At 67.8% G+C, this 25,109-nt stretch carries 24 protein-coding genes; 1 reads left to right on the forward strand and 23 read right to left on the reverse strand.

What is annotated here, in order from left to right:
• Positions 1-43: 43 nt before the first annotated feature.
• From PD653B2_RS07140 to PD653B2_RS07205, 14 genes are all read right to left on the reverse strand, one after another.
• Positions 44-2,416 carry a xanthine dehydrogenase family protein molybdopterin-binding subunit gene (locus PD653B2_RS07140; RefSeq protein ID WP_085871651.1) on the reverse strand — a complete coding sequence of 791 codons (2,373 nt, stop codon included), beginning with the start codon at positions 2,414-2,416 and terminating at the stop codon, positions 44-46.
• A complete protein-coding gene (locus tag PD653B2_RS07145; protein ID WP_207559410.1) occupies positions 2,413-2,937 on the reverse strand; it encodes a (2Fe-2S)-binding protein in 525 nt (174 codons plus the stop codon). The genes PD653B2_RS07140 and PD653B2_RS07145 overlap by 4 nt, the downstream gene beginning before the upstream one ends.
• Positions 2,930-3,793 (reverse strand): FAD binding domain-containing protein, encoded by an 864-nt coding sequence (locus PD653B2_RS07150; protein WP_133059011.1) that lies wholly within the window; start codon positions 3,791-3,793, stop codon positions 2,930-2,932. The genes PD653B2_RS07145 and PD653B2_RS07150 overlap by 8 nt, the downstream gene beginning before the upstream one ends.
• Entirely contained in the window at positions 3,790-4,788 is a 999-nt protein-coding gene (locus PD653B2_RS07155; protein WP_165763369.1) for an LLM class flavin-dependent oxidoreductase, read from the reverse strand. Before PD653B2_RS07155 ends, PD653B2_RS07150 begins: the two co-directional genes overlap by 4 nt.
• Positions 4,785-5,852 (reverse strand): DUF1116 domain-containing protein, encoded by a 1,068-nt coding sequence (locus PD653B2_RS07160; protein ID WP_165763370.1) that lies wholly within the window; start codon positions 5,850-5,852, stop codon positions 4,785-4,787. Before PD653B2_RS07160 ends, PD653B2_RS07155 begins: the two co-directional genes overlap by 4 nt.
• A 161-nt stretch (positions 5,853-6,013) precedes the next feature.
• Positions 6,014-6,877 (reverse strand): DUF1028 domain-containing protein, encoded by an 864-nt coding sequence (locus PD653B2_RS07165; RefSeq protein WP_085871655.1) that lies wholly within the window; start codon positions 6,875-6,877, stop codon positions 6,014-6,016.
• Entirely contained in the window at positions 6,874-7,917 is a 1,044-nt protein-coding gene (locus PD653B2_RS07170) for an LLM class flavin-dependent oxidoreductase (RefSeq protein ID WP_133059012.1), read from the reverse strand. The genes PD653B2_RS07165 and PD653B2_RS07170 overlap by 4 nt, the downstream gene beginning before the upstream one ends.
• Complete coding sequence (locus PD653B2_RS07175) at positions 7,917-8,624, reverse strand: ABC transporter ATP-binding protein (protein ID WP_085871657.1); 708 nt, start codon at positions 8,622-8,624, stop codon at positions 7,917-7,919. Before PD653B2_RS07175 ends, PD653B2_RS07170 begins: the two co-directional genes overlap by 1 nt.
• The gene (locus tag PD653B2_RS07180) at positions 8,611-9,369 is read right to left on the reverse strand and encodes an ABC transporter ATP-binding protein (protein ID WP_085871658.1); all 759 of its coding nucleotides are present in this window, start codon (positions 9,367-9,369) and stop codon (positions 8,611-8,613) included. The genes PD653B2_RS07175 and PD653B2_RS07180 overlap by 14 nt, the downstream gene beginning before the upstream one ends.
• Positions 9,366-10,394, reverse strand: coding sequence for a branched-chain amino acid ABC transporter permease (locus PD653B2_RS07185; protein ID WP_165763371.1), 1,029 nt, complete (start codon positions 10,392-10,394; stop codon positions 9,366-9,368). Before PD653B2_RS07185 ends, PD653B2_RS07180 begins: the two co-directional genes overlap by 4 nt.
• 5 nt (positions 10,395-10,399) lie before the next feature.
• The gene (locus tag PD653B2_RS07190) at positions 10,400-11,263 is read right to left on the reverse strand and encodes a branched-chain amino acid ABC transporter permease (RefSeq protein WP_085871660.1); all 864 of its coding nucleotides are present in this window, start codon (positions 11,261-11,263) and stop codon (positions 10,400-10,402) included.
• 57 nt (positions 11,264-11,320) lie between these two features.
• Complete coding sequence (locus tag PD653B2_RS07195; protein ID WP_085871661.1) at positions 11,321-12,532, reverse strand: ABC transporter substrate-binding protein; 1,212 nt, start codon at positions 12,530-12,532, stop codon at positions 11,321-11,323.
• A gap of 110 nt (positions 12,533-12,642) precedes the next feature.
• Positions 12,643-13,140, reverse strand: a complete 498-nt coding sequence (locus tag PD653B2_RS07200; RefSeq protein WP_165763372.1) for a YybH family protein — start codon at positions 13,138-13,140, stop codon at positions 12,643-12,645.
• Between the two features lie 129 nt (positions 13,141-13,269).
• A complete protein-coding gene (locus PD653B2_RS07205) occupies positions 13,270-14,124 on the reverse strand; it encodes a MurR/RpiR family transcriptional regulator (protein ID WP_085871663.1) in 855 nt (284 codons plus the stop codon).
• Positions 14,125-14,582: 458 nt separating this feature from the next.
• Here PD653B2_RS07205 and PD653B2_RS24830 point away from each other — a divergent pair, with 458 nt between their 5' ends.
• Positions 14,583-14,750: a hypothetical protein gene (locus tag PD653B2_RS24830; protein ID WP_165763373.1), complete on the forward strand. Its 168-nt coding sequence runs from the start codon at positions 14,583-14,585 to the stop codon at positions 14,748-14,750.
• A 105-nt stretch (positions 14,751-14,855) separates the two neighbouring features.
• Here PD653B2_RS24830 and PD653B2_RS07210 read toward each other — a convergent pair whose 3' ends face one another.
• From PD653B2_RS07210 to PD653B2_RS07250, 9 genes are all read right to left on the reverse strand, one after another.
• A complete protein-coding gene (locus tag PD653B2_RS07210; RefSeq protein WP_085871664.1) occupies positions 14,856-17,567 on the reverse strand; it encodes a hybrid sensor histidine kinase/response regulator in 2,712 nt (903 codons plus the stop codon).
• The gene (locus PD653B2_RS07215; protein ID WP_123061221.1) at positions 17,558-18,871 is read right to left on the reverse strand and encodes a cache domain-containing protein; all 1,314 of its coding nucleotides are present in this window, start codon (positions 18,869-18,871) and stop codon (positions 17,558-17,560) included. The genes PD653B2_RS07210 and PD653B2_RS07215 overlap by 10 nt, the downstream gene beginning before the upstream one ends.
• 6 nt (positions 18,872-18,877) lie before the next feature.
• The gene (locus tag PD653B2_RS07220) at positions 18,878-19,129 is read right to left on the reverse strand and encodes a hypothetical protein (protein WP_133059013.1); all 252 of its coding nucleotides are present in this window, start codon (positions 19,127-19,129) and stop codon (positions 18,878-18,880) included.
• A 233-nt stretch (positions 19,130-19,362) separates the two neighbouring features.
• Positions 19,363-20,049: a hypothetical protein gene (locus PD653B2_RS07225; protein WP_133059014.1), complete on the reverse strand. Its 687-nt coding sequence runs from the start codon at positions 20,047-20,049 to the stop codon at positions 19,363-19,365.
• A gap of 436 nt (positions 20,050-20,485) precedes the next feature.
• On the reverse strand, positions 20,486-20,995 hold the full coding sequence (locus PD653B2_RS07230; RefSeq protein ID WP_207559411.1) for a flavin reductase family protein: 510 nt from the start codon (positions 20,993-20,995) through the stop codon (positions 20,486-20,488).
• A 215-nt stretch (positions 20,996-21,210) separates the two neighbouring features.
• Positions 21,211-21,762: an NAD(P)H-dependent oxidoreductase gene (locus tag PD653B2_RS07235; protein ID WP_085871668.1), complete on the reverse strand. Its 552-nt coding sequence runs from the start codon at positions 21,760-21,762 to the stop codon at positions 21,211-21,213.
• 82 nt (positions 21,763-21,844) lie between these two features.
• Positions 21,845-22,783, reverse strand: coding sequence for an NAD-dependent epimerase/dehydratase family protein (locus tag PD653B2_RS07240; RefSeq protein WP_085871669.1), 939 nt, complete (start codon positions 22,781-22,783; stop codon positions 21,845-21,847).
• Positions 22,784-23,078: 295 nt separating this feature from the next.
• Positions 23,079-24,233 (reverse strand): LLM class flavin-dependent oxidoreductase, encoded by a 1,155-nt coding sequence (locus PD653B2_RS07245; RefSeq protein ID WP_207559412.1) that lies wholly within the window; start codon positions 24,231-24,233, stop codon positions 23,079-23,081.
• A gap of 249 nt (positions 24,234-24,482) precedes the next feature.
• Positions 24,483-24,803, reverse strand: a complete 321-nt coding sequence (locus tag PD653B2_RS07250; RefSeq protein ID WP_085871671.1) for a putative quinol monooxygenase — start codon at positions 24,801-24,803, stop codon at positions 24,483-24,485.
• Positions 24,804-25,109: the final 306 nt, after the last annotated feature.

Raw genomic sequence — 25,109 nt, forward strand, 5'->3', positions numbered from 1 at the left:
TCCTGTCGTCGTCGGTCCCCTGGTGCCAGGCACGCCGGCCGGTTCAGGAGACCCTCACTTCGCCACGAGCGGCTGCGGCTACCGTCTCGGGTGAAACCGGGACCTGGGTCAGGAAGAACTCGACCCCAAGGGCGTCCTCCACCGCCGCGCAAATCGCCGGAGCCCACGGGAGCGTGCCGGCCTCGCCGACACCCTTGACTCCACTGTCGCTGTGCGGGGTCGGTGTCTCGAGGTGCCCTACTTCGATGTCTCCGAAGTCATCAGCCCGTGGTAACCGGTAAGTCATGAGGTCCTTGGTCACGAGGCGTCCGTTGTCGTCGTAGCGCAGCTCCTCGAACAACGCACCGGCGAGAGCCTGGACCGATGCGCCGACCAGCTGACCCTCCACCACATCAGGGTTGATGACCGTGCCGCAGTCGTCCGCGATGCGTGCGTCCAGGACACGGACGAAGCCGGTTGCCGAGTCCACTTCGACCAGAACTGCTGCGGTCCCGTAGGAGTAGGTCATGCCGCTCGGGTCATAGACCACTCGTGCCTGCAGCGACCCGGAGAACCCATCGGGAGTCTTACCCAGGCCGCGATAGGCGGCGCGACCGATTTGGGCGAAGGAGACGCGCTGGGTGGGAACACCGTGGACGTGCACGCCCTCCTCGTCCAACCGCAGCTCAGTCGGGTCGGTCTCCAGGACGGCTGCGGCATGTCGAAGGATCTCTCCCCTCAGCTCCACACTTGCCTGCCGGACCGACTCGCAACCCAGAGCGGCTCCCCGACTTCCGGCAGTGCCGTAGCCGGTGTAGGTGCACACGTCGGTGTCCCCGGAAACCACCTTGATGCGGGAGGAGGGAAGTCCCAGCTCGTGCGCAGCGGTCTGGGCGAGGCTCGTGAGGATCCCCTGCCCCATCTCAGCCTGCCCGGTGTAGACCGTGACCTCGCCGTCGCTGTCCATCCGGACCACGGCCTCGTCGAACCCGGCCTGATCGACGCCGAGCCTTTCCATGACCCGGCTCGGTCCGATACCGGTTGACTCGACGTAGCAGGCCAACCCGACTCCGAGCCGACGCCCGGAGGTGGCGGCCTGAACGATGCGACTTGGCCAACCGGCCGTCGTGACAGCGTCGAGGCACAGCTGCAGGCACCGGTGGTAGTCGCCGCTGTCGAAGGTCGCGACGACCCCGTTGTGGTAGGGCATCTCGTCAGCTCGAACCAGATTGCGGCGCCGGATCTCCGCAGCATCGACGCCCACCCGCCGGCCGAGCCGGTCGAGCATCCGTTCTATGGCGAAGACCGCCTTGGGGGCTCCCCAGCCGCGGTAGGAGCCGTACGGCGAGCGGTTGGTCATCACACCGCGCACGCGGACGTCAACGTTCGCTATCTTGTACGGCCCTGGCAGGCTAACCGCTGCGAGCCACACCGGCCCCATGCCGACGCTGCTGAGCTCGCCACCGAGCACCCCGACGACGTCACCGCGCAGTCCGAGCACGCGCCCGTCGGCATCGGCGGCAATGGCCACAGTGAGTTCCTGCTCGCGGGCGTGAGAGCTCGCGACGAAGCTCTCGTCCCGGTCCTCGATGTACTTGACCGGCCGTCGTGTCATGCGCGCCAAGACGGTCGCGATGATCTCCTCGCCGTAGTAGTTCGCCTTGGTGCCGAAGCCGCCGCCGACGGACGGGATGCGCACACGGATCTGGGCGAGCGGTACGCCGACCACCTCCCCGATCACCTCGCGGACCCGGTTCGGCGATTGGGAGTTGATCCACACATCGAATCGCTCCTGGACCTCGTCGTAGGAGACGAGGCAGCCACGAGTCTCGAGTGGACATCCGAAGGACCGGCCGAAGCGGAAGGTCTCCTCAACGACGATCGGGGCGCCCGCAAACGCTTCGTCCACGTCACCAGTGCTGTAGGTCTGCTCGCCGAAGACGTTCTCGCCCCACTCGGGAACCAGGAGCGGCGCGTCGCTCCGTAGAGCGTCAGCCGCAGTGTTCACCACCTGCAGTGGCTCGTAGTCGACCCCAATGAGCTCGAGCGCATCCTCGGCCAGCGCTCGGGTCTCTGCCACCACGGCGGCCACCGCCTGGCCGCAGTAGCGAACCCGATCGACGGCCATCGCTCGGGTGACCGGGGTGTGCTGGCCACGAAGCTGCCAGTAGACCGGGTGCGGGGCGGTGACTGCCGCCACCTCGGCACCGGTCACGACGGCATGCACGCCGGGCGCGACGCGTGCCGCCCCAGTCCGGACCTCGCGAATCAGCGCATGGGCGTGCGGGCTACGAAGTACCGCCATGTGCAACGTGCCCACCGGCTCGATATCCCCGACGAAGAACGAGTGGCCCCGTAACACCTTGCCCAGGACATCGACGGGGGTCGGAGCACCTACACGCGCCGCAGAGGAGACGCTGTCTCGTCGCTGGCTCATCGGCTCGGCTCCTGTCCCGAGGTCGGGTTCGGTAGCCAGGATCCGGTGGAGGTGAGCTCCTCGATGGTGGCCACCACAGCGCGCACGATGCTCTGGTAGCCCGTGCACCGGCAGAGGTTCCCCGATAGCCGGGACCGCAACTGCTCCTCGGTCGGGCACGGCACCTCACCGAAGAGCTCCCACATCACGTTGAGCATTCCTGTCGCGCAGAACCCACACTGGAATGCGTTGCGTTGAACCAGTCCGTCGACGAACGCCTCGAACCGGGCGTCACCCACGAGCGCCTCGACCGTCCGCACCTCGCCGCCGTCCACCTGCGCGGCGAGCATGAGGCACGACCTTGCTGTACGCCCGTCAACGAGGACGGTGCAGGCGCCGCAGGCGCCGTGCTCGCAGCCGAGCCGGACGCTGCGCGTGCCCGCGCACCGGCGCAGGGCGTCCGCCAGCGACTCACGGGGCTCAGCGACAAGGGTGGCAGGTTGACCGTTCACCGTCACGGTCGTCGTCAAGGACTCAGTCACGCGCGTCTCCTACCTCTACTGCCTGGGCCACCGCGCGCTCGATGGCGACGCCGGCCAGGTGCTGACGGTGCTGGTGGTCCCTGAATGCCCCCGCGAGCGGGGGAAGCTGTGCTGCACCGGCGCGGGCAGCGGCTGCGACGGCGGAGCGATCCCCCACCCGCACGCCACGCAACGCTTGCTCGCAACGGCCCAAGCGGCCACTGGGACCACCTCCCCCGAAGACGGCCACCCGTGCCGAGGCAATGACACCATCGACAACCGTGGTGGCGGTCTGGCAGCCCACCGCCCGATCCTGCGCAGCCCGGAGCTTGACCGCTCCGAACGAGGTGCCCACCGCCGGCATCGGGAACCGGACCGAAACAACAAGCTCGCCTGCCTCCAGGCACGTACGGAAATCACCAGTGAAGAAGTCGGCCGCCGCTACCTCACGCCTCCCGGTGGTGCTGCGCAGGAGGAGCGTCGCGCCCAGCAGGAGTGCCGCAGTGGGCAGCTCGGCGCACGGGTCGGCGTGGCTCAGGCTCCCGCCGATGGTCCCCCGGTGTCGAACCGGGACAAAGCCGATCGTCGCGACCGCCTGTGCCAGGAGCGGCAGCACCTCGAGGAGCTGCGGATGCAGCTCGACGTCGCGCTGGCGAGTGGCGGCACCTATCGTGACAGACTCCGCACCCACCTGGATGCCCGCGAGTCCGTCGACCCGGTTGAGGTCGCAGACGATCCGAGGGCGCACCTCCCGGCGCGCCAGCAACGGCATCAGACTCTGGCCGCCCGCCAACGCAACTACGTCCTCCCCCGACATCACGTCGAGGGCCTCCTCCAACATCGTGGGCCGCTCGTAACCGAACGGTGCTGGCTTCACGCGAGTTCCTCCCGAGGATCGAAGTGTGGCCGAACGTGCTGCGCGAACAGCTCGAGGCTCTCCAGCGCGTACGTCACCGGAGTGCCACGCGGCCGGACTCGGAGCTGGAGGTCAGTCACACCGGCGTCCTGGTAGCGACTCAGCTGCTCCGCCACACCATCCGGCGTACCGACGAGGCAGAGCTCGCGCTGGCCGTCCACGTGCGGGGTGCCCGACGCGCCACTACGAGCGTAGGCATCGACGATCGGTGCGAAATGCTCTTGGTACCGTGCCACCGCCAATTCATGTGTGCGTGCGACCACCGCGAGCCGGTTGACCGAGACTGTCGGGGACGCGCCAGCTCGGGAGTCGGCCAGTTGAGCGCGGTAGTGAGCGGCCTGGTCACTCACCAGATCAAGCGGGTAGCCGGACGAGGCCACGTAACCGTCACCTATCCGGGCTGCGCGCCGCGCTGAGACCGGGAGCGACCCGCCGACCAGGATCGGCGGCCCTCCCTGTTGAACGGGCCGTGGCACCAGCGCCGCGTCCACACCATCGATCGGGAAGCTGCCATCCCACGCCCCCCGCAGAAACGCCACCGCGGAGCGCAGCCGTGGCCCTACCTCGCTGGAGTCGAGGCCGAAGGCGCGCCAGGCGCGCGGCGAGCCCAGCCCGAGCCCGAGGACGAGACGACCATCGCTCAGCTGGTCCAGAAGCGCAGCGTCGTAGGCCAGTCGGAGCGGTGTCCATCCGGCGAGGAGGCTGACCCCCGCCATGAGTCGGATGCGAGGCAGCTCTAGCGCGAGCGCGGAGAGCATCATCAAAGCGTTCGGGGCATGGAAGGTCATCGGGTCGCCAGCGTCAAAGACGTAGCTCTCTCCGGCCGAGAGACAGGCAAAGCCCAGCTCCTCGGACAATCTGGCCACCGGTAGCAGCTCGCGCAGCGTCGTGGCGTAGGTGGCGCCGTCATGGGGCGCGAGGTCGAGCGCCACTCCCACCGAAAGGCTCGCGTTCACCGGATCTCGCTTTCTGGCCCACCTGAGACGGCGGCAGCCGCCTCGCGGAACGCCTGCAGGGGCATCCGCACCACGCCGGCGCCGACCCTGCCGACGCCCAGATCGCGGCCGAGGAAGCCCATCGTGGTGGCCGGCGCTATCCCCGACGCCGCCACGGCCACCGCGTCGATCGCGGCCGGTGCCGGGCGGTGGTCCTGGTTGGGCAATCGGTAGTGCGGCGATGTGGTCGCCGTGATGCTCCGCATCTCCTCGACCAGGCCCGCGGCGGCCGCGTTGTCGTACCGCAGGGCCGATGCCAGCACCGGCGCGGAAGTGAAGGAGAAGGCGCCCAGTCCGGTGCTCTCGATGATCGGTGAGTCGCCTTGGCCGGCGCCTGCTGCGCGCACGTCACCGATGCCGAGGTCGACTACCGGTCCGGTCGGCGCGGGAGCGACGAACCACCTGTCCCGACCAGCGACCTTGACACCGAAGTCCCGGCCGTTCATCCCCACCGCAGTCACAATGCCGACGGCACCCGGTTCAGCCGAGATCGCGTCAAGACACGCCCGGGCGTGCGCGGCCGAGATCGAGAGCAGGTGGTGACTCGTAGCCGCGAAGTAGGACACGATGCGTCCTGCCTCGACGGCCCCGAGCTCGGCAATCGCGGGCAGTAGTCGGGCCAGGTAGGCGCCTGTCCCGGCCACATTGCGGTTGTGGCATTCGTCGCCGCGTTCGAGTGCGTCCTGCTGGAGCCGTACCGGCACGATCGGTGCTGGCAGCCCGCGCACCACGCGGTCCAGCACCGGTGCGGTGCTGGCCGCTAGGCGGCGGAGTCGCTCGACCGTCGCAGGGTCGAAGACACCGGTGCGGGCGCCCCCCTGGTCCCCTTCGTGCATGGGACTGCAGAAGATGCGTCCGTCCCCGCGCTCGAGGACCACCATCGGCATCGACGGGGTCACCAACCCGACTAAGGGTCCAGCCACATTGGTGTCCTGGCATGGTGACAGGGTCACCCCGCCTGAACGGATCAGCGAGTGTGCCTTTCGGACCGTGTCGACCTCCCCCTCGAAGAGCAGTCCGGCCACCACCGCGCCGGTGAGCGCGGCGGGCCACGTCTCGGGTCCATCGAGAGGCGGACCGCTGTGCAGGTAGTGCCGTTGCCCCACCTCCGCGACGACCTCGGACGCGGGCCGGTAGCCGCGCAGAACAGTCTCGCCGGCGAGAGCGTCTCGGACGCGCTCTGGGATCATTGGGCCACTCCTTCCGGTGCCAAGCGTTCGACCAACAACCGCGCGAACGCCGCGACCTCACCGTCTTTGCTTTCGACGGTGCCCTCGTGGGCGCCCTGGTCGCCAGCACGACCGCTCAGGAGACGAACCGCCAGCTGCCAGGCGGCCAGCTCCGGATCGTCGGCGGCGCCCTGGGCGAGGCTGTCGAGGACCGGGTCCACCTCCACGGCGGGCCGGCCTTCGGCTATCCAGGCATAGCATCGTGCCAGCGCTGAGCGGCCGCGCTCGAGCGAGCTCAGCCTCAGCAGCTCCTCGTGCGGTTGGTCGTGGTCGTCCACACGGACGTCGTAGGAACCGCTCGCGCCGACGACGCAGAGCCCTGCAGAGCGGTCGCCACGGAAGTCCCCGCCAGCCGCCCCGCCCGCGGCCAGCCCGGCCAGAACCCTCTCGTCGGCCGATTGCGCGGTCGAGCCTGCGGCTCGCATCACCGCGGCCAGTACCTCGGGGCCTTCAAGCATGTTGCCGGCGGCCACCACGCTCGTCGCTTCGTCCACCGCGTGCCCTGCCCAGCGCACACACGCTGCCCCCGTGTGAGCGAAGAGCATTCCCTCGTTGGTCACTGCGAGAAGCTGGCGATACGGCGCCCAGGACTCCGCACGGCACGCGGCCTCAAGGGTCGTCCCGGGCTCACCGGTCGAGGCCAGGTCCGCGCAGGCCTGGCCAAGCGCCTTACTGGAGAACGCCTGTGAGGCCACCAACGCCGTACGGTGCGAGACGGCAGCCGACGCGAAGACCTTTGTGAACGCTGCGCAGGAGTGCGACACGCTCCCTAGCGCCATCTCCTGTCGCTCGAGATCAACCACTGCGACTGAGTAGGTCACGTCGCACGCTCCACGCGCGGCGCGACGACCTGCTTGAAAGCAGCGATCGTGGGCTCGGGGTCACCGGTGAGCGAGTGCGGCAGGATGACGATCCGGCGTACGCCGAGGTCGGTCAGCTCCTGGACCCGGTCGGCTACCCGTTCGGGCGGGCCGACCCAACCGAATCCGTCGACGAGACGGTCCGGGACCAGTGCGAGGTTGTCCCGCATTCCGGCGTAATCGCGGCGCTGAGCGAACTCGCGTACCTCATCTGCGACCGTCACTCCGAGGTGCTCGAGGAAGAACCAGTTAGGGTAGAGCAGCACCAGGAGTTGCCCCACGAGCGGTCTCAGGGCATCGCGGGCACGGTCGAGGTCCTCGTCGATCGCGACATCGATGCGGGCGACGACGTCGGTACCGATCTCGAGCTGGCGGTCCGCCTGTTCGGCACCTTTCGCAGCCCAGCTCACCGCCAGCTCGAACAGCGATCGGTCAGCGAAGGTGGAGATCATGACCGAGTCCGCGATGCGGCCCCCGAGTTCGAGCATCTTGGGACTCTGCGATGCCAGTGTGAGCGGAATGTCGGGGCGGGGTGCCATCTCCAGGACGGCCTCACGCAGCTCAAAGTTGGCGTCTTCGCAAGTAACCCTCTCGCCCGCCAGCAGCGCTCGGAACGCCGTTAGCGCGGTCTCCATCGCTCGCACCGGCTTCACCGGGTGCATGGCAACCTGGGCGAAGCCAGAGCCGCCGGCACCGATACCGAACATGGCGCGACCCCCGGACAGCTCGTCCACAGAGGCCACCGCGGCGGCGGTCACCGGCGGACGGATCATGAAGGGGTCGGCCACGAACGTGCCCAGTCGGATGGTGTGCGTGGCCACGGCGGCGGCACCCAGAGACACGAACATATCGCGGTGGAACCGCTCGTTGGAGACCCATGCTTCGTCGTACCCGAGCTGCTCAGCTCGAGCAGCCATGATGGGGACAGCCGACGCGGACAACACCTTGCCGAGCCCTACGCCCCACTTGATCACGTCGTCTCCGCTCTCGTTAGTCGACATCACAGTCCTAGATAGGCGCTCTTGACCTGAGGGTCCTTACGGACCTCTTCGGCCGTTCCGGAAAGCACGATTTCGCCGGTCTCCATGACGTAGGCCCGATCACTCACCTCGAGCGCCTCACCCGCGTTTTGCTCGACGAGCAGCACGCCAAGACCTTCGTCGCGAATTCTCGTGATCGTCGAGAAGGTCGCCTCGACCAATGACGGAGCGAGGCCGAGTGACGGCTCGTCCATCATCACCAGTTGGGGGTCAGCCATCAGTGCCCGACCGATGGCCAGCATCTGCTGCTCGCCACCAGAGAGCGACCCCGCCGCCTGCTCTTTGCGTTCCGCCAATCGGGGGAACAAGTCGTAGCAACGATCCACCCGGCCGCGACGCTCGTCCGCGTGGGCGTGTATCCCGCCGAGGAGCAGGTTCTCCAGCACCGTCATCGCTGGGAAGACCCGTCGTCCTTCGGGCACCTGCACCAGGCCCGCCCGCGCGATGTGGTGACTCGCGGACCGGCCGATCTCCTGGCCGTCGAAGCGCACACTTCCCGAACGGCCCGCGACGACACCGGAGATGCCCATCAGAGTGCTGGACTTGCCGGCTCCGTTGGCACCGAGGAGGCAGACGGTCTCGCCACGATCCACATGGAAGCTGATGTCACGCACCGCGACCACACCGCCGTAGCTGACGCCCAGGGACTCGATCTCAAGAAGCGGCATATTTTGCTCCCAGGTAGGCCTCGACGACGCGAGGGTCCTCGAACACCTCGGCAGGTGCACCCTCGGCGAGAACCACCCCGGCATCCAGCACGATCACTCGCTGAGCCAGGGAGCGGACCGCCGACAACAGGTGCTCGATGATCAGGAGGTCGATGTCGGTCTGTCGACACAGATCGCGGACCAGCTCGACGACCTCGGTCACCTCCGTGGGGTTCAGACCTGCCATCACTTCGTCCAGCATCAGCACCGAGGGGCGTAGAGCGAACGCGCGCGCGAGCTCCAGCCGCTTGCGTTCGCCGTGTCCCAGAGATGAGGCAAGCTGCTCAGCCTTGTCGTGGAGGCCGACCTGCTCCAGCAGGTGGTGCGCCTCCTCGATCGCAGCGGCGCGACCCGTCCCGGTCGCCAGTGCCGCCACTGCGACGTTGCGGACCAAGGTCTCGTCCACGAAGGGGCGGACGGTCTGGAAGGTGCGCGAGATCCCGAGCCTCGCCCTCTGGTCTGCGCGCTTGCCCGTGACCTCCACTCCGTGGAGGAGAATGCGGCCGGTGGTCGGGCGAAGCGCACCGGCGAGCGCGTTGAAGAGCGTGCTCTTGCCGGCGCCGTTGGGACCCACAACACCGAGGACCTCGCCGTGTCGGACTTCGAGGTCCAGGTCGGAGAGAGCACGCAGCCCGCCGAAATGGACGCTCAGCCCACGTGCTTCCAAGACGACCTCGCCCGCTGCATGGGTGGTGGCTCTGGTCATCGGTTGCTCCCTCTGCGACGGAGAACGAGTCGGCCGAGCTGAAGGCCGACCCCCGCGATGCCACGGGGGAACCAGTGCGCCAGGGCGATGATCGCGACACCAACGATCAGCAGGCTCATCTGCGGCAGATCGCCGAGGTGGTCATGGGCGAACTCGGAGACGTTGGTCATGGCCGCCGAGCCCAGGAACGGCCCCAGCACGAGGGTCTCGCCCCCGAGGATCGCCCGCACAGCGATGTCGATCGACACGCTGACGTTGAACCCCAGCTCCGGGTCGATGAACTGGATGTAGTGCGCATACAACCCGCCGCCGATCGAGGTCACGCCGCCGCTGATGGCCATGCAGGCACTCAACGACCGCGAGACGTTGATGCCACTGGCCGACGCGGTTGCCTCGTCCCCTCGGATAGCCGACAGTCGCCACCCGAGGGGGCTCCACTTGACCAGTGCGAATACGGCCATCGAGAACGCGCCGTAGGCCAGGGCGACCACGTAGAACCCGCGAGGATCGGAGAACTGCATCTGAGCGACCCCTGCCTCGGGTTTGAAAGGGATCAGCACGCCGTTGGTCTTCCCGACGTAGTCCCAGTTGGACGCGATGATCCTGAGCATCTCGCCCCAGGCGAGGGTGTACAGCCCGAAGTAGGCGCCCTTGACCTTGAAGCGGACGGCGAGCGCCGTCATCAGCCAGGCCAGTGCCGCTGACATGACCACACCGAGTCCGATGCCCAACCACGGGTTCCAGTCGTACTTGGCGAAGACGAGGGCCGAACTGTACGCCCCCACCCCGAAGAACGCCGCGTGCCCGAGCGGGATGAGCCCGCTGAGCCCGCCAGCGATGGCCCAGCCGCTCGAGACGCCGGCGAAGATCAGAGCGGTCGTCCAGAGGCTCACCGTCTGCCGGTCGCCAGCCAAGGGCACTAGAGCGAGGAGGGCTAGAGCGACCCAGAGACCGAAGAGCAGGTACCGCCTCATGGGTCGTCGAGGCGATGGACTCCCGGTCGCCCTAACCGGGGCCGGAGCCACGGTGCTCATGCTCTCCTCCTCAGGCCCTCGGGCCGCACCAGCAAACAGACGATGAAGACCACGAAGACGACAAAGACCTTCATCGTCCCGGGCAGGAAGAGCGAACCGACGCCCTCGATGACGCCGATCACGGTGCCAGCCGCGAAAGCGCCGCCGATGTTGCCCAAGCCCCCGAGGACCGCGGCCACGAAACTCATGAGCAGGAGGTTCGTGGCAACGCCAGGGGCCACCGGGACGACGCTTGCCGACAAGCCGCCCGCGAAGAACGCGGCGCCCGCGCCCAGCGCCATGGTGGCTGCAAGCAACCGCGCGACGTTCAACCCCATGAGCTGCGCTGCCAGCGGGTCCTGGGCGACCGCTCGGATGCCACGCCCCAAATCGGTCCGTTGGAGGACGAAGGCCAGAGCAAGCGTGAAGGCGACCGCGAGCCCGAGCACCGCGAGCCGGCTCCAGTAGAAGTTGGCTGCCCCGATCGAGAAGGTCCTGGTCGACAGCGCAGACGTGACGTTCTGCGGCTGCGACCCGAAGATCATCGAGCACAGCGACTCGATGGCGATCCAGACGCCCAGCGTCACCAGCAGGGGTCCGTCCCCGCGCCCCATGAGGCGCGATATCAAGAGCCACTGAACCACGTACCCGAGCACGAGCCCGCCCACGATCGTCGGCACGACGAGGAGCAGGGGATCCCAACCGGTCGCCCTGTTCAGGGCGTACACGAGGTACATCCCGACGAGAATGAACGCGCCGTGCGCCAAGTTGACGATCTTGGCTACGCCAAAGACCAGCGCGAGGCCGATTGCGGCCACGCCGTACAGCGTCCCGTTGAACAGTCCACCGATCACGGACTGAAGGACAAGACGGTCATCCATACGCTCCTCCTCTCTTGCCTGGCGGGCCCGTGCTGGGCCAGCAGTGTCAACGTCCGATCAGGGCCAGACAGGTTTCGAGGTCGCCCACTCCTCGGGGAACACCACTTCGCGGCGCCCGTTCTGGAACTGGTACGTGATCGGCTCAATGCCTTCGTTCTGGCCCACATCGTCGAAGGTGATCTCCTGCTCGGTCAGGAGGTAACCGTCGAACGTGCCCGAGGCGAGCGCCTCACGGATGTCGCCCGGATCGGCCGAACCCGCGTCCTCGATCGCCTCGAGGAGGACGCGTGCAGACACGTAACTCATGACCCCGCCACCAGAGGGTTCATCGCCGTACTCGGCCTCGTACTTCTCGGCAAAGGCCTGGTAGTCCTCGGAGCCGAAGTCCACCGGGTAGCTGCCCGCGTCGAAGACGTTCTCGGCCAGGTCGCCCGAATCTGCTGCGAACCGGTTGCTGTACCAGCCCGCGCTGTCCACTCCGATCACGGCCTTGAAGCTGGCCCCCTGCTCCTTCAGCGTCCTCAGCAACAGGCTGCTGTCGGGGCCGTAGCCCGTCGACAGCAGCAGGTCCGCACCAGACGAGATGGCCTGCGCCACCTCCGCGCTGAGATCGGTAGTGGAGGATGCGTAGGAGATGCCTTGGACGTCGAGGATGCCGCGCTTGTCGGCCTCGGCCTCGAAGTACTCGTTCTGTGCAGAGCCGAACGCGGAGTCCTCGAAAAGGTGGACGGCCTTGCCGTTGCCTCCGACCTCTTCATTGACCAGCTCGACGAAGTCGTTGGCAGCCTTGGCCACCCGTGGCGGGTCGAACATCACGCGGAAGGTGTTCTTGTACCCGCGCTCAATCAGCTCAGGGGCCTGAGACTGATCAACAATGTGCGGGATACCGGCCCGCTCGGCAACCTGAGTGGTGGCCAGCGTATTCGAGCTGAGCCACGCACCGATGATGCCGACGGCTCCCCCATCGATGAGCATCTCGACATTGCGTGCGGCCTGCTCAGGCGCACCAGTGCTGTCGCGATACTCGAACTTGACCTTCGCGCCGCCGAGCGACTCGATGCCGCCGCCCGCATTGACGTCGTCCACGGCCTGAAGGATGGCGTTCACCATCTCTTGACCATCGTCGGCGAGGGCGCCGGTGAGCGGATAGGTACCCCCGATGACGATCGTGTCCACGCTGTCGCTGGACTCGCCGTCATCACCGCAGGCAGCCAGGACGCTGAGGCTCAATGTGAGTCCTAAGGTCGCGGCCAGTGTCTTGGAACGCATGGGCTCTCTCTTCTTCCGTTACTCGTCCTTGTGGGTGGCGACGCTGAAGTGGTGCTGGGTGAAGCAGGCGCCCCGAGACGCTGGCGACCACGCGATCGGGCGTGGTGGGCTCAGTCCTCCGGCGCCCAGGGGCGCTCGCCAGGCTCGTTCGGGGAGAAGTGGGCGTGGACAACCTTCCAGCCGTCGTTCTCACGCGTGTAGACCATGGTTGCCCGCATGACGGGTCGACCCGTGAGCTTTCGTCCGAGGATCTCCTCCTCGTCACCGGCGGAGCCCCGGTGGATCTTGATCTGGTCGTCGGTGAGCACGGCCATGTCACCCCGGATCATGACCTTCACGTTGCCGAGCTGGACCTGGCTGATTGCCTTGAACCGCGGGCCGTAGTAGCGCCAGATCCCGAGCCAGTCCTGGAAGCCGGTGTAGGTGTGACCGTTTGAGTTGAAGTAGACATAGTCATCCCGGTCGCGCCAAAGCTCCTTCAGCGCCGGGATGTCCAAAGCGTCGTTGGCAATCCAGAACTGTTGAAACTGCGCAAGCAGTTCCTGCTGGTCCTGCTCGCTTCCGCCGTCGAAATCGACGTTTCTTGGCGCCAGGTCTGTCGAACTCATCAGTTGCCTTTCTGTGGATGTGGCAGTTGCTTGGTGGGACGCGTGGGTCAGCGCCGGCCGCGGGCGAGGCCGGACGCGCGCTCGGAAAACCCAGCACCGCATGTGTGGATTGCGACGCTGCGTGGACTATCAGTGAGAGAGGTAGTGGCCGATTTCCGATGCAACTCCGTCGAGTCGGTCGAGCCGCTGCCTGACATCCTCTTGACGCAGGTGTGCAACTTCTTCTGCCAACATGGCGAGCAGCACGTTCGCGGAGGTATGGGTGCCGAACGTCAGGCCCCAGTTGATCTCCGCGATGAGAACCACGTCAGCAGCCGCGACGAGCGGGCTTGCATCTGTGTCGGTGATCAGCACAACCTGGTAACCCTGGCGCCGCGCGAAGTCAATGATCGTCACGATGCTCTGCGGGTAGCGAGGCATTGCGAAGACCACCATCGCCGGCGAGCGCGCCCGCGCCCCCATCGCCAGGTCGTCGTACGTTTGGGAGCCATCCGTGGTGATGAGGTGGACGTTCGACCTCATCCGGCCCAACCTGTAGGCGAACGTCTGAGCCAGCGGGCTCGAAATCCTCAGGCCAAGCACCACGACCTGCTCGGCGGAACTGATGACTTGGGCCGCGTCCTGGAGCGAACGACCATCAGCCAGCCGCCGGCGCAGATTCTTGAGGAGCTCGATCTCGTCGTCGATCTCGCGCTGGTGACGGTTTCGCGCGACTCCTCCCTCGTCCTCCCGCGCCAGACGCCCGCGCTCACGAACATCGTCGAGCATGCTCGCGTAACTGTCGTATCCCAGCGCCTTAGCGAGCCGACTCACCGAAGGCTGGCTGACGTCAGCCTGGGCCGCCATCTCGGCAGCGGACAAGAACATGAACCGGTCAGGCTGGTCCAGCAGCATCCGCGCGATCTGACGTTGTGCCGGCGTGAGTTGAGCATGACGGACGCGGTCCTCCAGGTTGCCCTCCTGCGCCAGAAGTTCGTCAGCCACGACCTCAACGTAGCATCGTCAGATTCAGATGGAAAGCATTCTGAATGAAGACATTCATTCGTTACGCAGCATTTACGGAGGAGGTCGTCTCACGCGGCGGCTGCTCGGCAAGCCCGACCACAATCGCCGCCGCGGACGCTCCAGTTCACCGCCCAAGGCCCATAGGTAGTGGGCTCTCCGTCTCTCGCCGCTCGCGTTACGCGGCCATCTCCTCGTGGACCTTCATCAGGAAGTCGGCGGTCAGCTCGGTTCCTCGACATGGACGTTCTCGCAGTCGGGTTGACCCGCACCTCCACGATGCCGCCGAGTTCTCTGGTCTTCATGGAGTTCTCGAGGCGCTTCTGCGCGTTGAAATGTTGCCCGAGCGCAATGAACGGACGCAGATGCCGGCCTCCGCGCTGTAGGCACGACGCGGCCCGGCGACGATCTGCGACGACGACCAGGGCCCGGCATCGACGATGCACGGCGGTCCCGGCGACGACATCATGCGTGGCGGCCAGCAGGACGACCTCCTGATCGGCGGCTCGGGCACGGACCGGGCCGACGGGCGCATCGGCACCGACACCTGCCGGACCGAGGCGCGGCGCAACTGCGAAGGATCCGCAGCTGGTGGAGGTCAACGGTGAACGCTCCGTCGGTGAACGCACGGTCGATGCGGCGCGCGACGGCGGACCGTCTACGGCCGAGCGCGCGCAGGTCGGCCTCGTCGTCGGCAACCGAGATCGCCTCGCTCAAGGGGCTCCAGCTCCGTCTGCACGGTGACGTCCTACCGCGGTGGTCAGGTCCTTGACGGCGCGGGCGTACTCGCGTCGGATGTCGCTCACCAGTGCCATCGGGACGGGTCGGCCCTCCATAGCGGCCTCCTCGGCTTCAGCTGCCAGCCGTGAGAGTCGGCGCGCCGCCAGGGTGGCGCTGCTTCCCTTCAGGGAGTGGGTGATCCGCGCCACCTCGTCCACGTAGCCGGCCAGGACCGCGGCCTCGAGTTCGTCGATCTGGGCGGCAGCCGTCTCGACGAACGTCGCGACGACCTTGCCGAGGAGCTGCGGCCCGAGCTGGACGAGCTGCGCCAGGAGGTCGGGGTCGAGCACCTCCTCGTCGCCATCGAGCTGAGCCCCGGCGGCTTCGGTCGCGTCCGCCTTCCCCGCGGCGGACCCCACCCACCGGGTCAGCATCGCCGCCAGCGCGTCCGGGTGCAGCGGCTTGGACAGGAAGTCGTCCATGCCTGCGGCCCGGCACCGCTCCCGGTCGGTCTCCAGCGCCGAGGCGGTCAGGGCGATGATGGGGACGTCGGCTGCGGAGCCGGATGCGCGGATCTGCTGGGTGGCGGCGAACCCGTCCATCCGTGGCATCTGGCAGTCCATCAGGACCACCTCGTAGCCGCCGTGGGCGGCCATGACGACCGCCTGATGACCGTCATCGGCGATGTCCGCCGTGTAGCCGAGCGAGGTGAGCATGCCGATCGCGACCTTCTGGTTCACGAGGTTGTCCTCGACGACGAGCACGCGGCCGAGCACGCCACCGGGCGACCGCAGCCCGGTATCGGATGTCTCCCGCTCACACCCGGTCAAGAGATCGAGCAGGCACTCGTAGAGGGGCACCTCGCGGACCGGCTTGACGAGGTAGGCGTCGACTCCGGCCGACATGGCTGTGGTGCGCTCGGACCCCTCCGAGCTCGAGGTGAGCATGACCAGTGGGGTGGTGGCGAGGACGGCGTCGGCGCGCACCTCGGCGGCCAGCTCGAGCCCGTTCATGCCGGGCATGTGCATGTCGAGCAGCACCAGGCCGTAGGGCTGGCCGTTCCGGGCTGCCTCGTGCATGTCGACGAGCGCCCCTCGGGCGTCGGCCGCGCAGGTGGGCTGCAGCGACCAGGAGGTGAGCAGCTGCTCCAGCACCTTGCGGTTGGTCGCGTTGTCGTCGACCACGAGGACGCGGGTGCCGGCGAGGTCGGAGGGGATCGGTTTCGCGGCCGGCAGGGACGTCGCGGCAGGCAGGGGTAGCTCGAAGAAGAAGGTGGACCCGCGCCCGAGCTCGCTGTGCACCTGCAGGGAGCCCCCCATCAGCTCCACGAGCTGGCGGCTGATCGTCAGGCCGAGACCGGTTCCCCCGTAGCGGCGGGTGGTGGAGGCGTCGGCCTGCTGGAAGGCCTCGAACAGCCGGCCCTGCTGGTCGGGGCTGATGCCGATCCCCGTGTCGCGAACCGCGATGCGCACGTGCGAAGGATCGAGCTGCCCCGGCTCCACCGAGACAACCACCTCGCCACGCTCGGTGTACTTCACCGCGTTGCCGACGAGGTTGGTCAGCACCTGCCGCAGCCGGTGCGGGTCGGCGTGCACGGCGGCGGGGACGCCTGGGTCGATGAGGACGACGAGCTCGGTCTCCCGGCCATGGGCGGCCGGCGCCATGAGGGCCGACACCTCTTCCACGAGCCGGCGCATCTCGAAGTCCACCGCTTCGATCTCGAGCCGGCCCGCCTCGATCTTCGAGAAGTTCAAGATGTCGTCGATGACCGTGAGCAGCGCCTCGGCCGAGCTCGCGATGGTGTCCGCGTAGTCCCGCTGCACCGAGTCCAGCGAGGTGGACCGCAGGAGCGACGTCATACCGAGCACGCCGTTCATGGGGGTTCGGACCTCGTGGCTCATGTTCGCCACGAACTCGGACTTCAGCCGTGATGCCTCGAGCGCGGCGTCCCGTGCGTCCGCCACCTCCTTCTGCTGGCGCGTGCGCTCGCTGACATCCCTGACGAAGGCGTTCAACGAGGGGGCGCCTGAGGTGCTGCTCTGCCACAGCGTGACCTCGGCTGGGAAGCGGTGGCCGTCCGCGTGCATGGCCTCGACCTCGACTCGTTGCCCCGGCTGGGGCTCCCGTCCGTCCACGACCACGCCGATGAGGTCGCGGTGGCCGTGCTGCGCCGGCCGCGCCTCAGGCGGGATGACCAGGTCGGCCAGATCAGCACCGAGGGCGGCCTCGCGGTCGTGGCCGAAGACAGTGGTCGCCGCGCCGTTCCATGCGCTGATCCGGCCGTCGGGGTCCACCGAGACGAAGGCGTCACCTGCCGCCTCGAGGACGTCGCGCAGGTGCTCCTCCCGCTCCGAGAGGACCGCCTCCGCCTCGCGTCGCCGGTTGTGAGCGCGCACGGCCAGGACCATCCCGACGAGCAGCATCTGCCCGAGCAGCACCGCGACTGCGACGACCCGAGCGCTCTGGCGCCGTTGACCCGCCAAGGCGACGTCGTCGGAGATCTCCGCGACCACCGCCCACCCCGAGCCGTCGACCGGCCGGAAGGTGGACACCGAAGGTCCGTCCTCGCCTGCTCCCTCCACGGTTCCGGAACGGCCGGCCAGTGCGGCGGTCACTCGCCGGTCCTCGGCGACGGGCAGGCCGGCGGCCTCGCTGCCCACTCCGGCGAGCAGGTGCCCCAGCTGGTCGGTGATGGTCAGGCGCACCCTTGCACGTCGGCGAGGCGTGTGGAGAACGTCCTGAAGGCGCCCAGCCGGTAGCCGATGGCCACGACGCCGACCACCCGGCCCTTCGCGTCGTGGACCGCGGCGCTGACGCCGATCACCCGCTCGTACGGGGGTGCTGCCCTGGTGTACGCCTCGGAGATGTACGCCCCGTCCCCGTCGAGAGCGCCGCGGAAGTAGTCCCGGTAGGCGAAGTTGCTGCTCATCACCGACGTCGCGGCGGGAGAGATGGCGAGTATGTCGCCCTTCGAGTCGAGCACCCAGGCAGCGCTGAGGTCAGGATGCGCCGCGTACAGCGACCGCACGTGGAGCTCCACCGCACCGACATCGGGGCCGCCGGGTCTCTGCAGCGCTGCCACCAGGGAGGGACGGTCGGCGTACGAGGAGACCAGGGTCCTCAGGCTGTTCAACTGCTCCCCGACGTACTGGGCGCTGACCGAGGCGGTCACCTCCATCCGGTCGCGTACCTCGGTGCGCATCGCGGCCTCGGACTGTTGCACCGCCACGTACGCCAGCCCGCCCAGTGGCAGCAGTGCCAGCACCAGGAAGCCGGCCGTGAACCGGGCGGCCGACCACCGCACCGCGGCCCGGGGCGCCGCGGACGATGAACCCCCCGCGACGAGCCCGCGGACGAGCGCGAGGACCGTGATCACCACCGAGCCGGTGGCGATGAGGAGCACGTGATGGGCGACCCCCTGGGCGGCGTGAACCAGCAGCAGCACGGGCAGCGGCACCACGGCCGCGGCGACGGCCACCGGCCCGACTGCGCGGTGCCAACGCCCGGACCCCTGCCGGACCTCACGGCCCGGCAACAGGGCTGCAGCGCCCACCGCGGCGTAGCCGGCCAGCCAGAGGACGAACAGCGGACCCTCGAACCTGAACGAGCCGTGCAGCACCTGCACCGCGAACACGGTGTCGCCCACCGCCTGCGCCACCACCCAGAAAGCGAGCAGCCAGATGCGTGGGCTCCTCAGCCCGGCGAACAGGACTCGGGCGGCGACCGCGATCAGCAGCACGTCGATGATCAGGTACGTCAGCAAGGCGGCGCGCACCTCGCCGGACACTCCGGCCGCCGACACGGACGGCTCCACCAACACACAGACCAGCAACCCCAGGCCGACGGCGAGCATCCCGGCGTCCAGGACCGCCACCCGGTCGCCACGCCGCCGGCACCCGACCAGGGTCACGAGCCCCACCGCCGACACCAGGTAGGCCAGCACGAAGACGGCCTTGCCACCGACCCCGGAGGGATCGACACCATCGATCCACAACGGAGCCAAGCTCATCCAGCCCTACCCGGCAGCGGACAGCACGCTCCCGGCGGCCAGTGCGAGCCAGGCCGGCGCGCGCACCAACCTGTGCCGGAGTGCCCCCACCGTCACGGCGGCGCCCGCGATCACCGGGACGGCCACCAACCCGACCGCCCGGACCGTCTCTGAAGGTCCGCCGAAGAAGAGCGCACCGCAGGCCAGCTGCAGTACCAGGTAACTGAGGAGAGACCGGCCGAGAACCCTGACGCCGAGCATGGCGCTCTCTCCACTCACTTCGCATTTCTCCCTCCCGGCGATGCCGAGTCATCGCCGCGCGTGCAGGGGATTGCCCCCCGCGCCAGAATGCCTTCACGCGAAGGGATCTGCGGGGTCCGAAGCAGCAGAGGCGCGCAGTCCGGACGACGCTCGGCGCTCGGTGGCTGCCCGCCGAGCCTGCGCGGCCCGAAGAGCACCCCCCTCGCCGTAGGCCTCGGCCTGGCGGAACCGGTCGGCGGGGAGGTGCGCCGTCAGTCGGTCCAGTCGACGGCGGTGCCGTCCCCACCTTCGTAGGTGTCGTCGTTGTCGAACTGCACGCGGTCGACCGGGGCTGCACCGTTCTCCGTGACGTAGGTCCGGCACGAGGAGACCGACTCGCCCGCCGCGACGTCGACGGGGAAGTTCACCTCCTGGCACGGAGGGAAGCACGTGAACGACACGAGCTCTCCGACCTGCTCGACGCCCGACCAGGCGCTGAGGTAGTGGCGCATGTCCATGCCGTAGGCATCGCCCGAGACGACCGTCATCTCGTAGGTGACGTAGTAGGGCGTCCTCTCGGCGGCATCGGCCAGTCCGACGCCCGCCAGGTCCTGCGACGTCCCCTCGACGATGCCGGTCACGGTCAGCTCGATCGTGCCGGTGCCGTCGCTGCGGGGGACGGTCGCCGAGTCACCGACGTGGAAGCGGGTGCCCGGGGTGGTCAGGCCGTCCGCAGTCGTCGGCTCGCCCGTCGGGCCATCGCCGTCATCCGATCCGCACGCCGTGGTCAGGGTGACGAGGAGGAGGACCGACGCCAGCGCCGCGGGGCGACGTCTCGCGACTGGCACTCGGCTCACGGCCCACCTTTCCTGGTTGACGACCGGGATGGCGTGGGTGTCGAACTGCTTGGTGCCCGCCTCGATCAGGTCCGCCTTCAGTGCGCAGGCTGCCCCTGACACGTTCGGCACAAACTCGGACCCGGTTTCCGGAAGTCACTCCGCTGCGGGAGGCTCAGGCGCTGCCGCAGGAACACGACACGAGCACTCCCCCGCATCATCCTCGCCGCCGACCGGCTCCCCGAGCCAGCCCGCAGCGCCGCCCTGGCCGAGCCGTGGACACTTCGCCAGCGAGGCGTGGCCGCCCAGTCTGAGGCAGTCGCCTGGTGGCGAAGGTCCATGCGCACGTGGCCGCCACCAGCGTCGTCATGCGCGACGCCGCTCACGCGCCCGATCTCGCCAGTCGAGGAGCGACCCGCCGGCAGCTCTGGAGATCCCCGTGAGCAGTTTGATAGCAAGAGCCAGTCCGGCCCGAACGGAACATACCCCCGCTGACCGCGTTTCCGCAGGTCAGCGGGGGTATGCATCGGTCGGGCTGACAGGACCTGGACCTGCGGAGTCAGCGGACGTCGATCGACGCGTCGCGCGCCAGCTCCCGGAACCGTGCGCCGTGCCAGATCAGGGGGTCGGTGTCCACATCGACTCCGAGACGTGAGACCTGGAGTAGGACCATCCAGTGGTCCCCGGCCTCGGTCTCCTGGTAGATGCTGGTCTCCAGCCACATGGCTGCATCCTCGATGTAGAGGGCACCGGATTCGTCGACCTCGACGGCCACCTGGTCGAACCGCTTGGCGCGGTCGCGACCAGCCAGCTGGCGCGTGAGCTCCCCTTGCCCACTGGCGAAGATGGACACGCCGATGGTGTCGGCCCGGCGAATGGATGGCCAGGTCTCGGAGTCCCTCTGGATGGCCACGGCGACCAAGCAAGGCTCGAGCGAAACGCCGACCATGAACGACGAAGCCACCATCGCGTGCCGTTCGCCCCCGTTGTCGACGGCCAGTACCGAGACGCCGGAAGGGAACTGGGCGAAGGCCTGCCGCGCGAACGCTGCGTCGCTGACGGCACTCACCTTGGGCGCGTTCGCGGCTGTCGCAGCTACTCCCGTCCGTTCCCTTGTTGCAGACATGCCGGGTTCCCTTTCGCAAGTGTCGCTGCTTCCCAGCCGCATGGGTTCGAGCCGGTGGTCGGCGCGCGCGCGCTGGGCCCTATGGCCCCCCCGATCCCCCTGGGTCGCGACGCCGTCTTCCGCTGACGAGACGACGACTGAGCTGCTGGTGCGCGTGATCAAGGCGAGACCTGTACCCTCGTGGCGCCGAGAATGGGAAGTGCGTGATCAACGGCGACGCGGATCGTGCTCAGAAGGTCGGCCCGGGCCGTGTAACCGTCGAAGTCGGCGTTCTGCGCAAAGACCCCCACCGGTAGGGAGATGGCTCGAAAGAACGAGAACAGCGGCCGCAGCTGGTGATCGATGCTCAGCGAATGAGACACGTTGCCGCCGATTGCCGACAGGAACACCGGAGTGCCCACGAGCGCGTCCTGGTGCACGAAGTCGAAGAAGTGCTTGAAGAGTCCCGTGTATGTCGCCCGGTAGGTGGGAGTGGTCACGACGAGCAGGTCGGCGCTCTCGACAGCATCGAGCGCGTCGGCGGCCTTCTCACCGACGCCATCCCTGGACAGTGACCGCCCCAGCTCCGGCCCGATCTCCGTCATGAGGACGCGCCGCTCCGCCACGTCGAGTCGCTCGGCCAGCTGGGCAACGATGGCATCGAGCAGCGCCGTCGTCTTGGACGGTTCGTGAGGGCTGGCGGAGAGGGAGACGAGCTTCAGGGCTGTCACGGTGAGTTCTTTCCGTCAGGGCGTTCGCACGCCGGGAAGATGGGTGAACGGGTCGGCCCGAGTCGGCCATCGCCCCGATCGATCACGATGGGCGACCGAGGGATGCGACGTCGGGGTCGCCCCCTCTTGCGACAGCGTCTGCGAAGGCTTCGATGCCTTCCCTGAGCGAGATCTGGGGTTCGAAACCGAGATCGCGACGGGCCGCGGAGATGTCGAACTGCTCCTGCCACTCGTAGAGCGGGTCACCCCCCGGACCCACCGTCACGCGCGCCTGTGGCAACACGGACCGGACCTCGTCCGCCACAGCAGCGAAGGTCAGGTACTCACCGCCATTGACGTTGTAAACCCCCTGACGAGGGTCCGCCACCTTCAGGGCCAGAAGGACCGCCTGGGCGGCGTCCTCGACGTGAAGGTATTGGGTGGGGAAGCCGCCTCCACTCTCGAACACCGTCTCCCGCCCCTCGACGGCGTCTTTGATCGTGGCGCCGAGCGCGCACACGGTGGTCCGTTCCGGGCCCCACACTGCGGCCAGACGCAGACTCACTGCGGTGATCCCGCTCGTCTGTTGGTAGGCCGCGATGAGCTGCTCACAGGCCGCCTTCGTCGCGCCGTAGACGGTCGTGGGACACAGAACCACCTCTTCGGTGATGGCCGCTGACGTGGGACCCACCGCACTGACCGAGGAGCAGAAGACGAAGCGCTCGATCGAATGAACCCGCGCGACCTCGAGCAGGTTCGCGGTTCCGCCCACATTGACGGCAATGACGGCGGCCGGGTTGCTCTGTCCCAGCATCGGTCCGGAGTAGCCGGCGCAGTGGGCGATCGCATCGAACCGGTGACGGACGGCGAGATCGTGCAGCCGATGCACGTCCCGCACATCACACTCGATGACGTCGTGCCCGTCGATCACAGCGGCGGTCTGGTCGATCGCCACATAGTCCAGCCCATCACGTCGAAGCTGGCGCGCGACGGCCCGCCCGACGAGTCCGGCCGCGCCGGTCAACAGGATCTTCGCAGGCATGGTGACTCCTTTTCCGTCGTGGTGAGCGAGTGACGACAAGCCCCGGCCGTTCCTTCCGGTGCGGCAGGGACGAGCCACGTCTTGGCGGCGGAGCCGACGACAAGCCGGACTTCCAGCCAGGAGTGGTGGCTCTTCCAGGCGGCCCGAGGGTCGCGGCCCTCAGGCCGCCTGGAAGGTAGGGAGTGGAGAGAGGGATCGGCGGCTTCGGGGGACGCCTGCGGGGATCGGCGACGTCAGCGGCTTCCACGTCCTGCTGACCCGCGCGTGGCTGTCCCACCAGCCGAATGGCCCTCCGTTACGCGGACTGAAGGCGGTCGGTCTTCTCCCGGACCAGAGGCAGGACCTTCTCACCGAAGACCTGCAGGTCGGGCACCCAGTCGACGAAGGTCATCAGCATGCCCGGAATCTTGAAGTCGCGGTCGACCGAGACGATCTTCTCCGCCACGGTCTCGTAAGAGCCGTGCAGGACGGGGAAGCTCATGAAGGTCGCATTCCCGACCTCCGGGTTCGCAGTGAGGCCGTCCAGGAAGTGCTTGCTCGTACCACCGGTCTGCGGGTCCATGGCCGCACTGCCCATGACGTTCATGATCGCTTCGTGGTCGGCGTTCTCGACGAGTTCGTCGACTCGGGCCTTGGCCTTCTCATCGGTCTCATCCGCGATGATCTGGTACAGCGGCAGCGTCCCGACCTTGCGTCCGGCCTTCTTGGCCAGCTCCTGGACGGGCCGCGTGATCTGCGGGAGCAGCTCGCGGTCGGCGAAGACGAAGTTGTAGTCCGAGTACTTGGCCGTGTACTCCTGGCCACGTGGGGACTGCCCTGCCGTGACGATCGGAATCTCGCGGCCCGGCGTGGGGAACATGGTAGCGTCGTCGAGCTGGAAGAACTCGCCCTGGTAGGTGGCGCGGCCGTCGCGCCACAGGGCGCGCATGATCTCGACGTACTCGGCGGCATAGTCGTAGCGGCGGTGGTAGTAGTCGTCGCCCGGCCACAGACCCATGGGGTCGTACTCAGGCCGGTTCCAGCCGGTGACGAGGTTCACGCCGGCCCGGCCGTTGGAGATGTCGTTGAAGGTGGCGATCTGACGGGCCGCGACGACCGGGTGGATACCGAGAACCGGCACGGTGGCATACAGCTCGATCTCGCTGGTCTTGGCCGCCAGGCCGGACGCCAGGTTGATGGAGTCGAGGCAGCCGTCCCAATAGCCGGTCGACCCGCCGAACCCGCGGTACTTGATCATCGAAAGGATGAAGTCGAGCCCCAGCCTCTCCGCCTCCTGGGTGATATCCAACATGTACTGGAATGACGGCTCGAACTGAGGGGCGGCATTCGACAGAAGGTAGCCGTTCTGGCCGTTCGGGAGGAAAACGCCAAGCTTCATTGTTGTCTCCGATGCTAGGAATGGAAAGCCTGGCTGAATGCACCAGTCTTCCGTGTCGGGCGGGTAGGTCATTTGATGAGGATTCGATCCGAGTGGTGCAGGTCGACCAGTCGATCTGGGCACTGCACGGCATACGATCTGTGCGGCAGAACGCCGCGGGGCCCGGGCGACAGAACATGGCCCCGCGATCGGGCGGACCTGATGGCGCCTACTGGCGGGAAAGCACCGAACCCGGCACGCTCGCGGTCACCGGGCCCTGATTCTCGTCAGCACGGCTCGTCGCCAGAACCGCCACTCAGGCGTCCGGATCGGACACGTTGCTCAATCGGTCTGCAGCGCACCCGCCTCGTCCCAATCGTCACCCTCGACCTGGCGGCTGATGATCTTCGGCGTCGAGGCCAGCACGGACTGCATGGCCTCGAGTCCGGTCGCGAAGTGGCCACTGGTCGCGTGGGCCTCGTAGGTGCCGTCTCTGTACGCCTCGACCAGGACGAACTCGTTCGGGTCCTCGACGCTTCGTGACCATTCGAACCACAGATTCCCCTCCTCGGCGCGGGTGGCCCTGGTGTAATCGCCGACGAGATCCATGAAACCGTCTGCGTGCTCCGGCTTGACCTTGAGTTTCACGACCATAAAGATCATTGGTAGTCACGGGCATACGGTGCCGTTGCCGGTCCGCCTGCCATTCCCCTTTCAATCGTCGTCCATGAATTCGTGCCCGGCACAACGGCAATTTCTGCACGGCTCGGCCGCCCCACGGGGCGGTGGAGATCCGGCCGGTTTCACCAGGCGCTGGAAAAGTCGGCGCGCCGCGAGCGAAACAGGTCCGGGGCCCGTCACCGGCGGCACCGTAGAAATTACGGTGGTCTGGGGGCCCCCGCCATCCTGCAATCGAAGGATTCGGTCGCCGCTCGGCCCGTCACTCACCTTTGTGGTGACGACGTCCTG

The sequence above is a fragment of the Nocardioides sp. PD653-B2 genome, from assembly GCF_002117935.1.
GTDB lineage: Bacteria > Actinomycetota > Actinomycetes > Propionibacteriales > Nocardioidaceae > Nocardioides.

Bases quoted from the DNA above. Each gene is read 5' to 3' on its own strand.
- PD653B2_RS07140 (WP_085871651.1), bottom strand. From the start codon at position 2,416: ATGAGCCAGCGACGAGACAGCGTCTCCTCTGCGGCGCGTGTAGGTGCT.
- PD653B2_RS07170 (WP_133059012.1), bottom strand. From the start codon at position 7,917: ATGTCGACTAACGAGAGCGGAGACGACGTGATCAAGTGGGGCGTAGGG.
- PD653B2_RS07175 (WP_085871657.1), bottom strand. From the start codon at position 8,624: ATGCCGCTTCTTGAGATCGAGTCCCTGGGCGTCAGCTACGGCGGTGTG.
- PD653B2_RS07180 (WP_085871658.1), bottom strand. From the start codon at position 9,369: ATGACCAGAGCCACCACCCATGCAGCGGGCGAGGTCGTCTTGGAAGCA.
- PD653B2_RS07190 (WP_085871660.1), bottom strand. From the start codon at position 11,263: ATGGATGACCGTCTTGTCCTTCAGTCCGTGATCGGTGGACTGTTCAAC.
- PD653B2_RS07195 (WP_085871661.1), bottom strand. From the start codon at position 12,532: ATGCGTTCCAAGACACTGGCCGCGACCTTAGGACTCACATTGAGCCTC.
- PD653B2_RS07200 (WP_165763372.1), bottom strand. From the start codon at position 13,140: ATGAGTTCGACAGACCTGGCGCCAAGAAACGTCGATTTCGACGGCGGA.
- PD653B2_RS24830 (WP_165763373.1), top strand. From the start codon at position 14,583: ATGCACGGCGGTCCCGGCGACGACATCATGCGTGGCGGCCAGCAGGAC.
- PD653B2_RS07215 (WP_123061221.1), bottom strand. From the start codon at position 18,871: ATGAGCTTGGCTCCGTTGTGGATCGATGGTGTCGATCCCTCCGGGGTC.
- PD653B2_RS07240 (WP_085871669.1), bottom strand. From the start codon at position 22,783: ATGCCTGCGAAGATCCTGTTGACCGGCGCGGCCGGACTCGTCGGGCGG.
- PD653B2_RS07245 (WP_207559412.1), bottom strand. From the start codon at position 24,233: ATGACCTACCCGCCCGACACGGAAGACTGGTGCATTCAGCCAGGCTTT.
- PD653B2_RS07250 (WP_085871671.1), bottom strand. From the start codon at position 24,803: ATGATCTTTATGGTCGTGAAACTCAAGGTCAAGCCGGAGCACGCAGAC.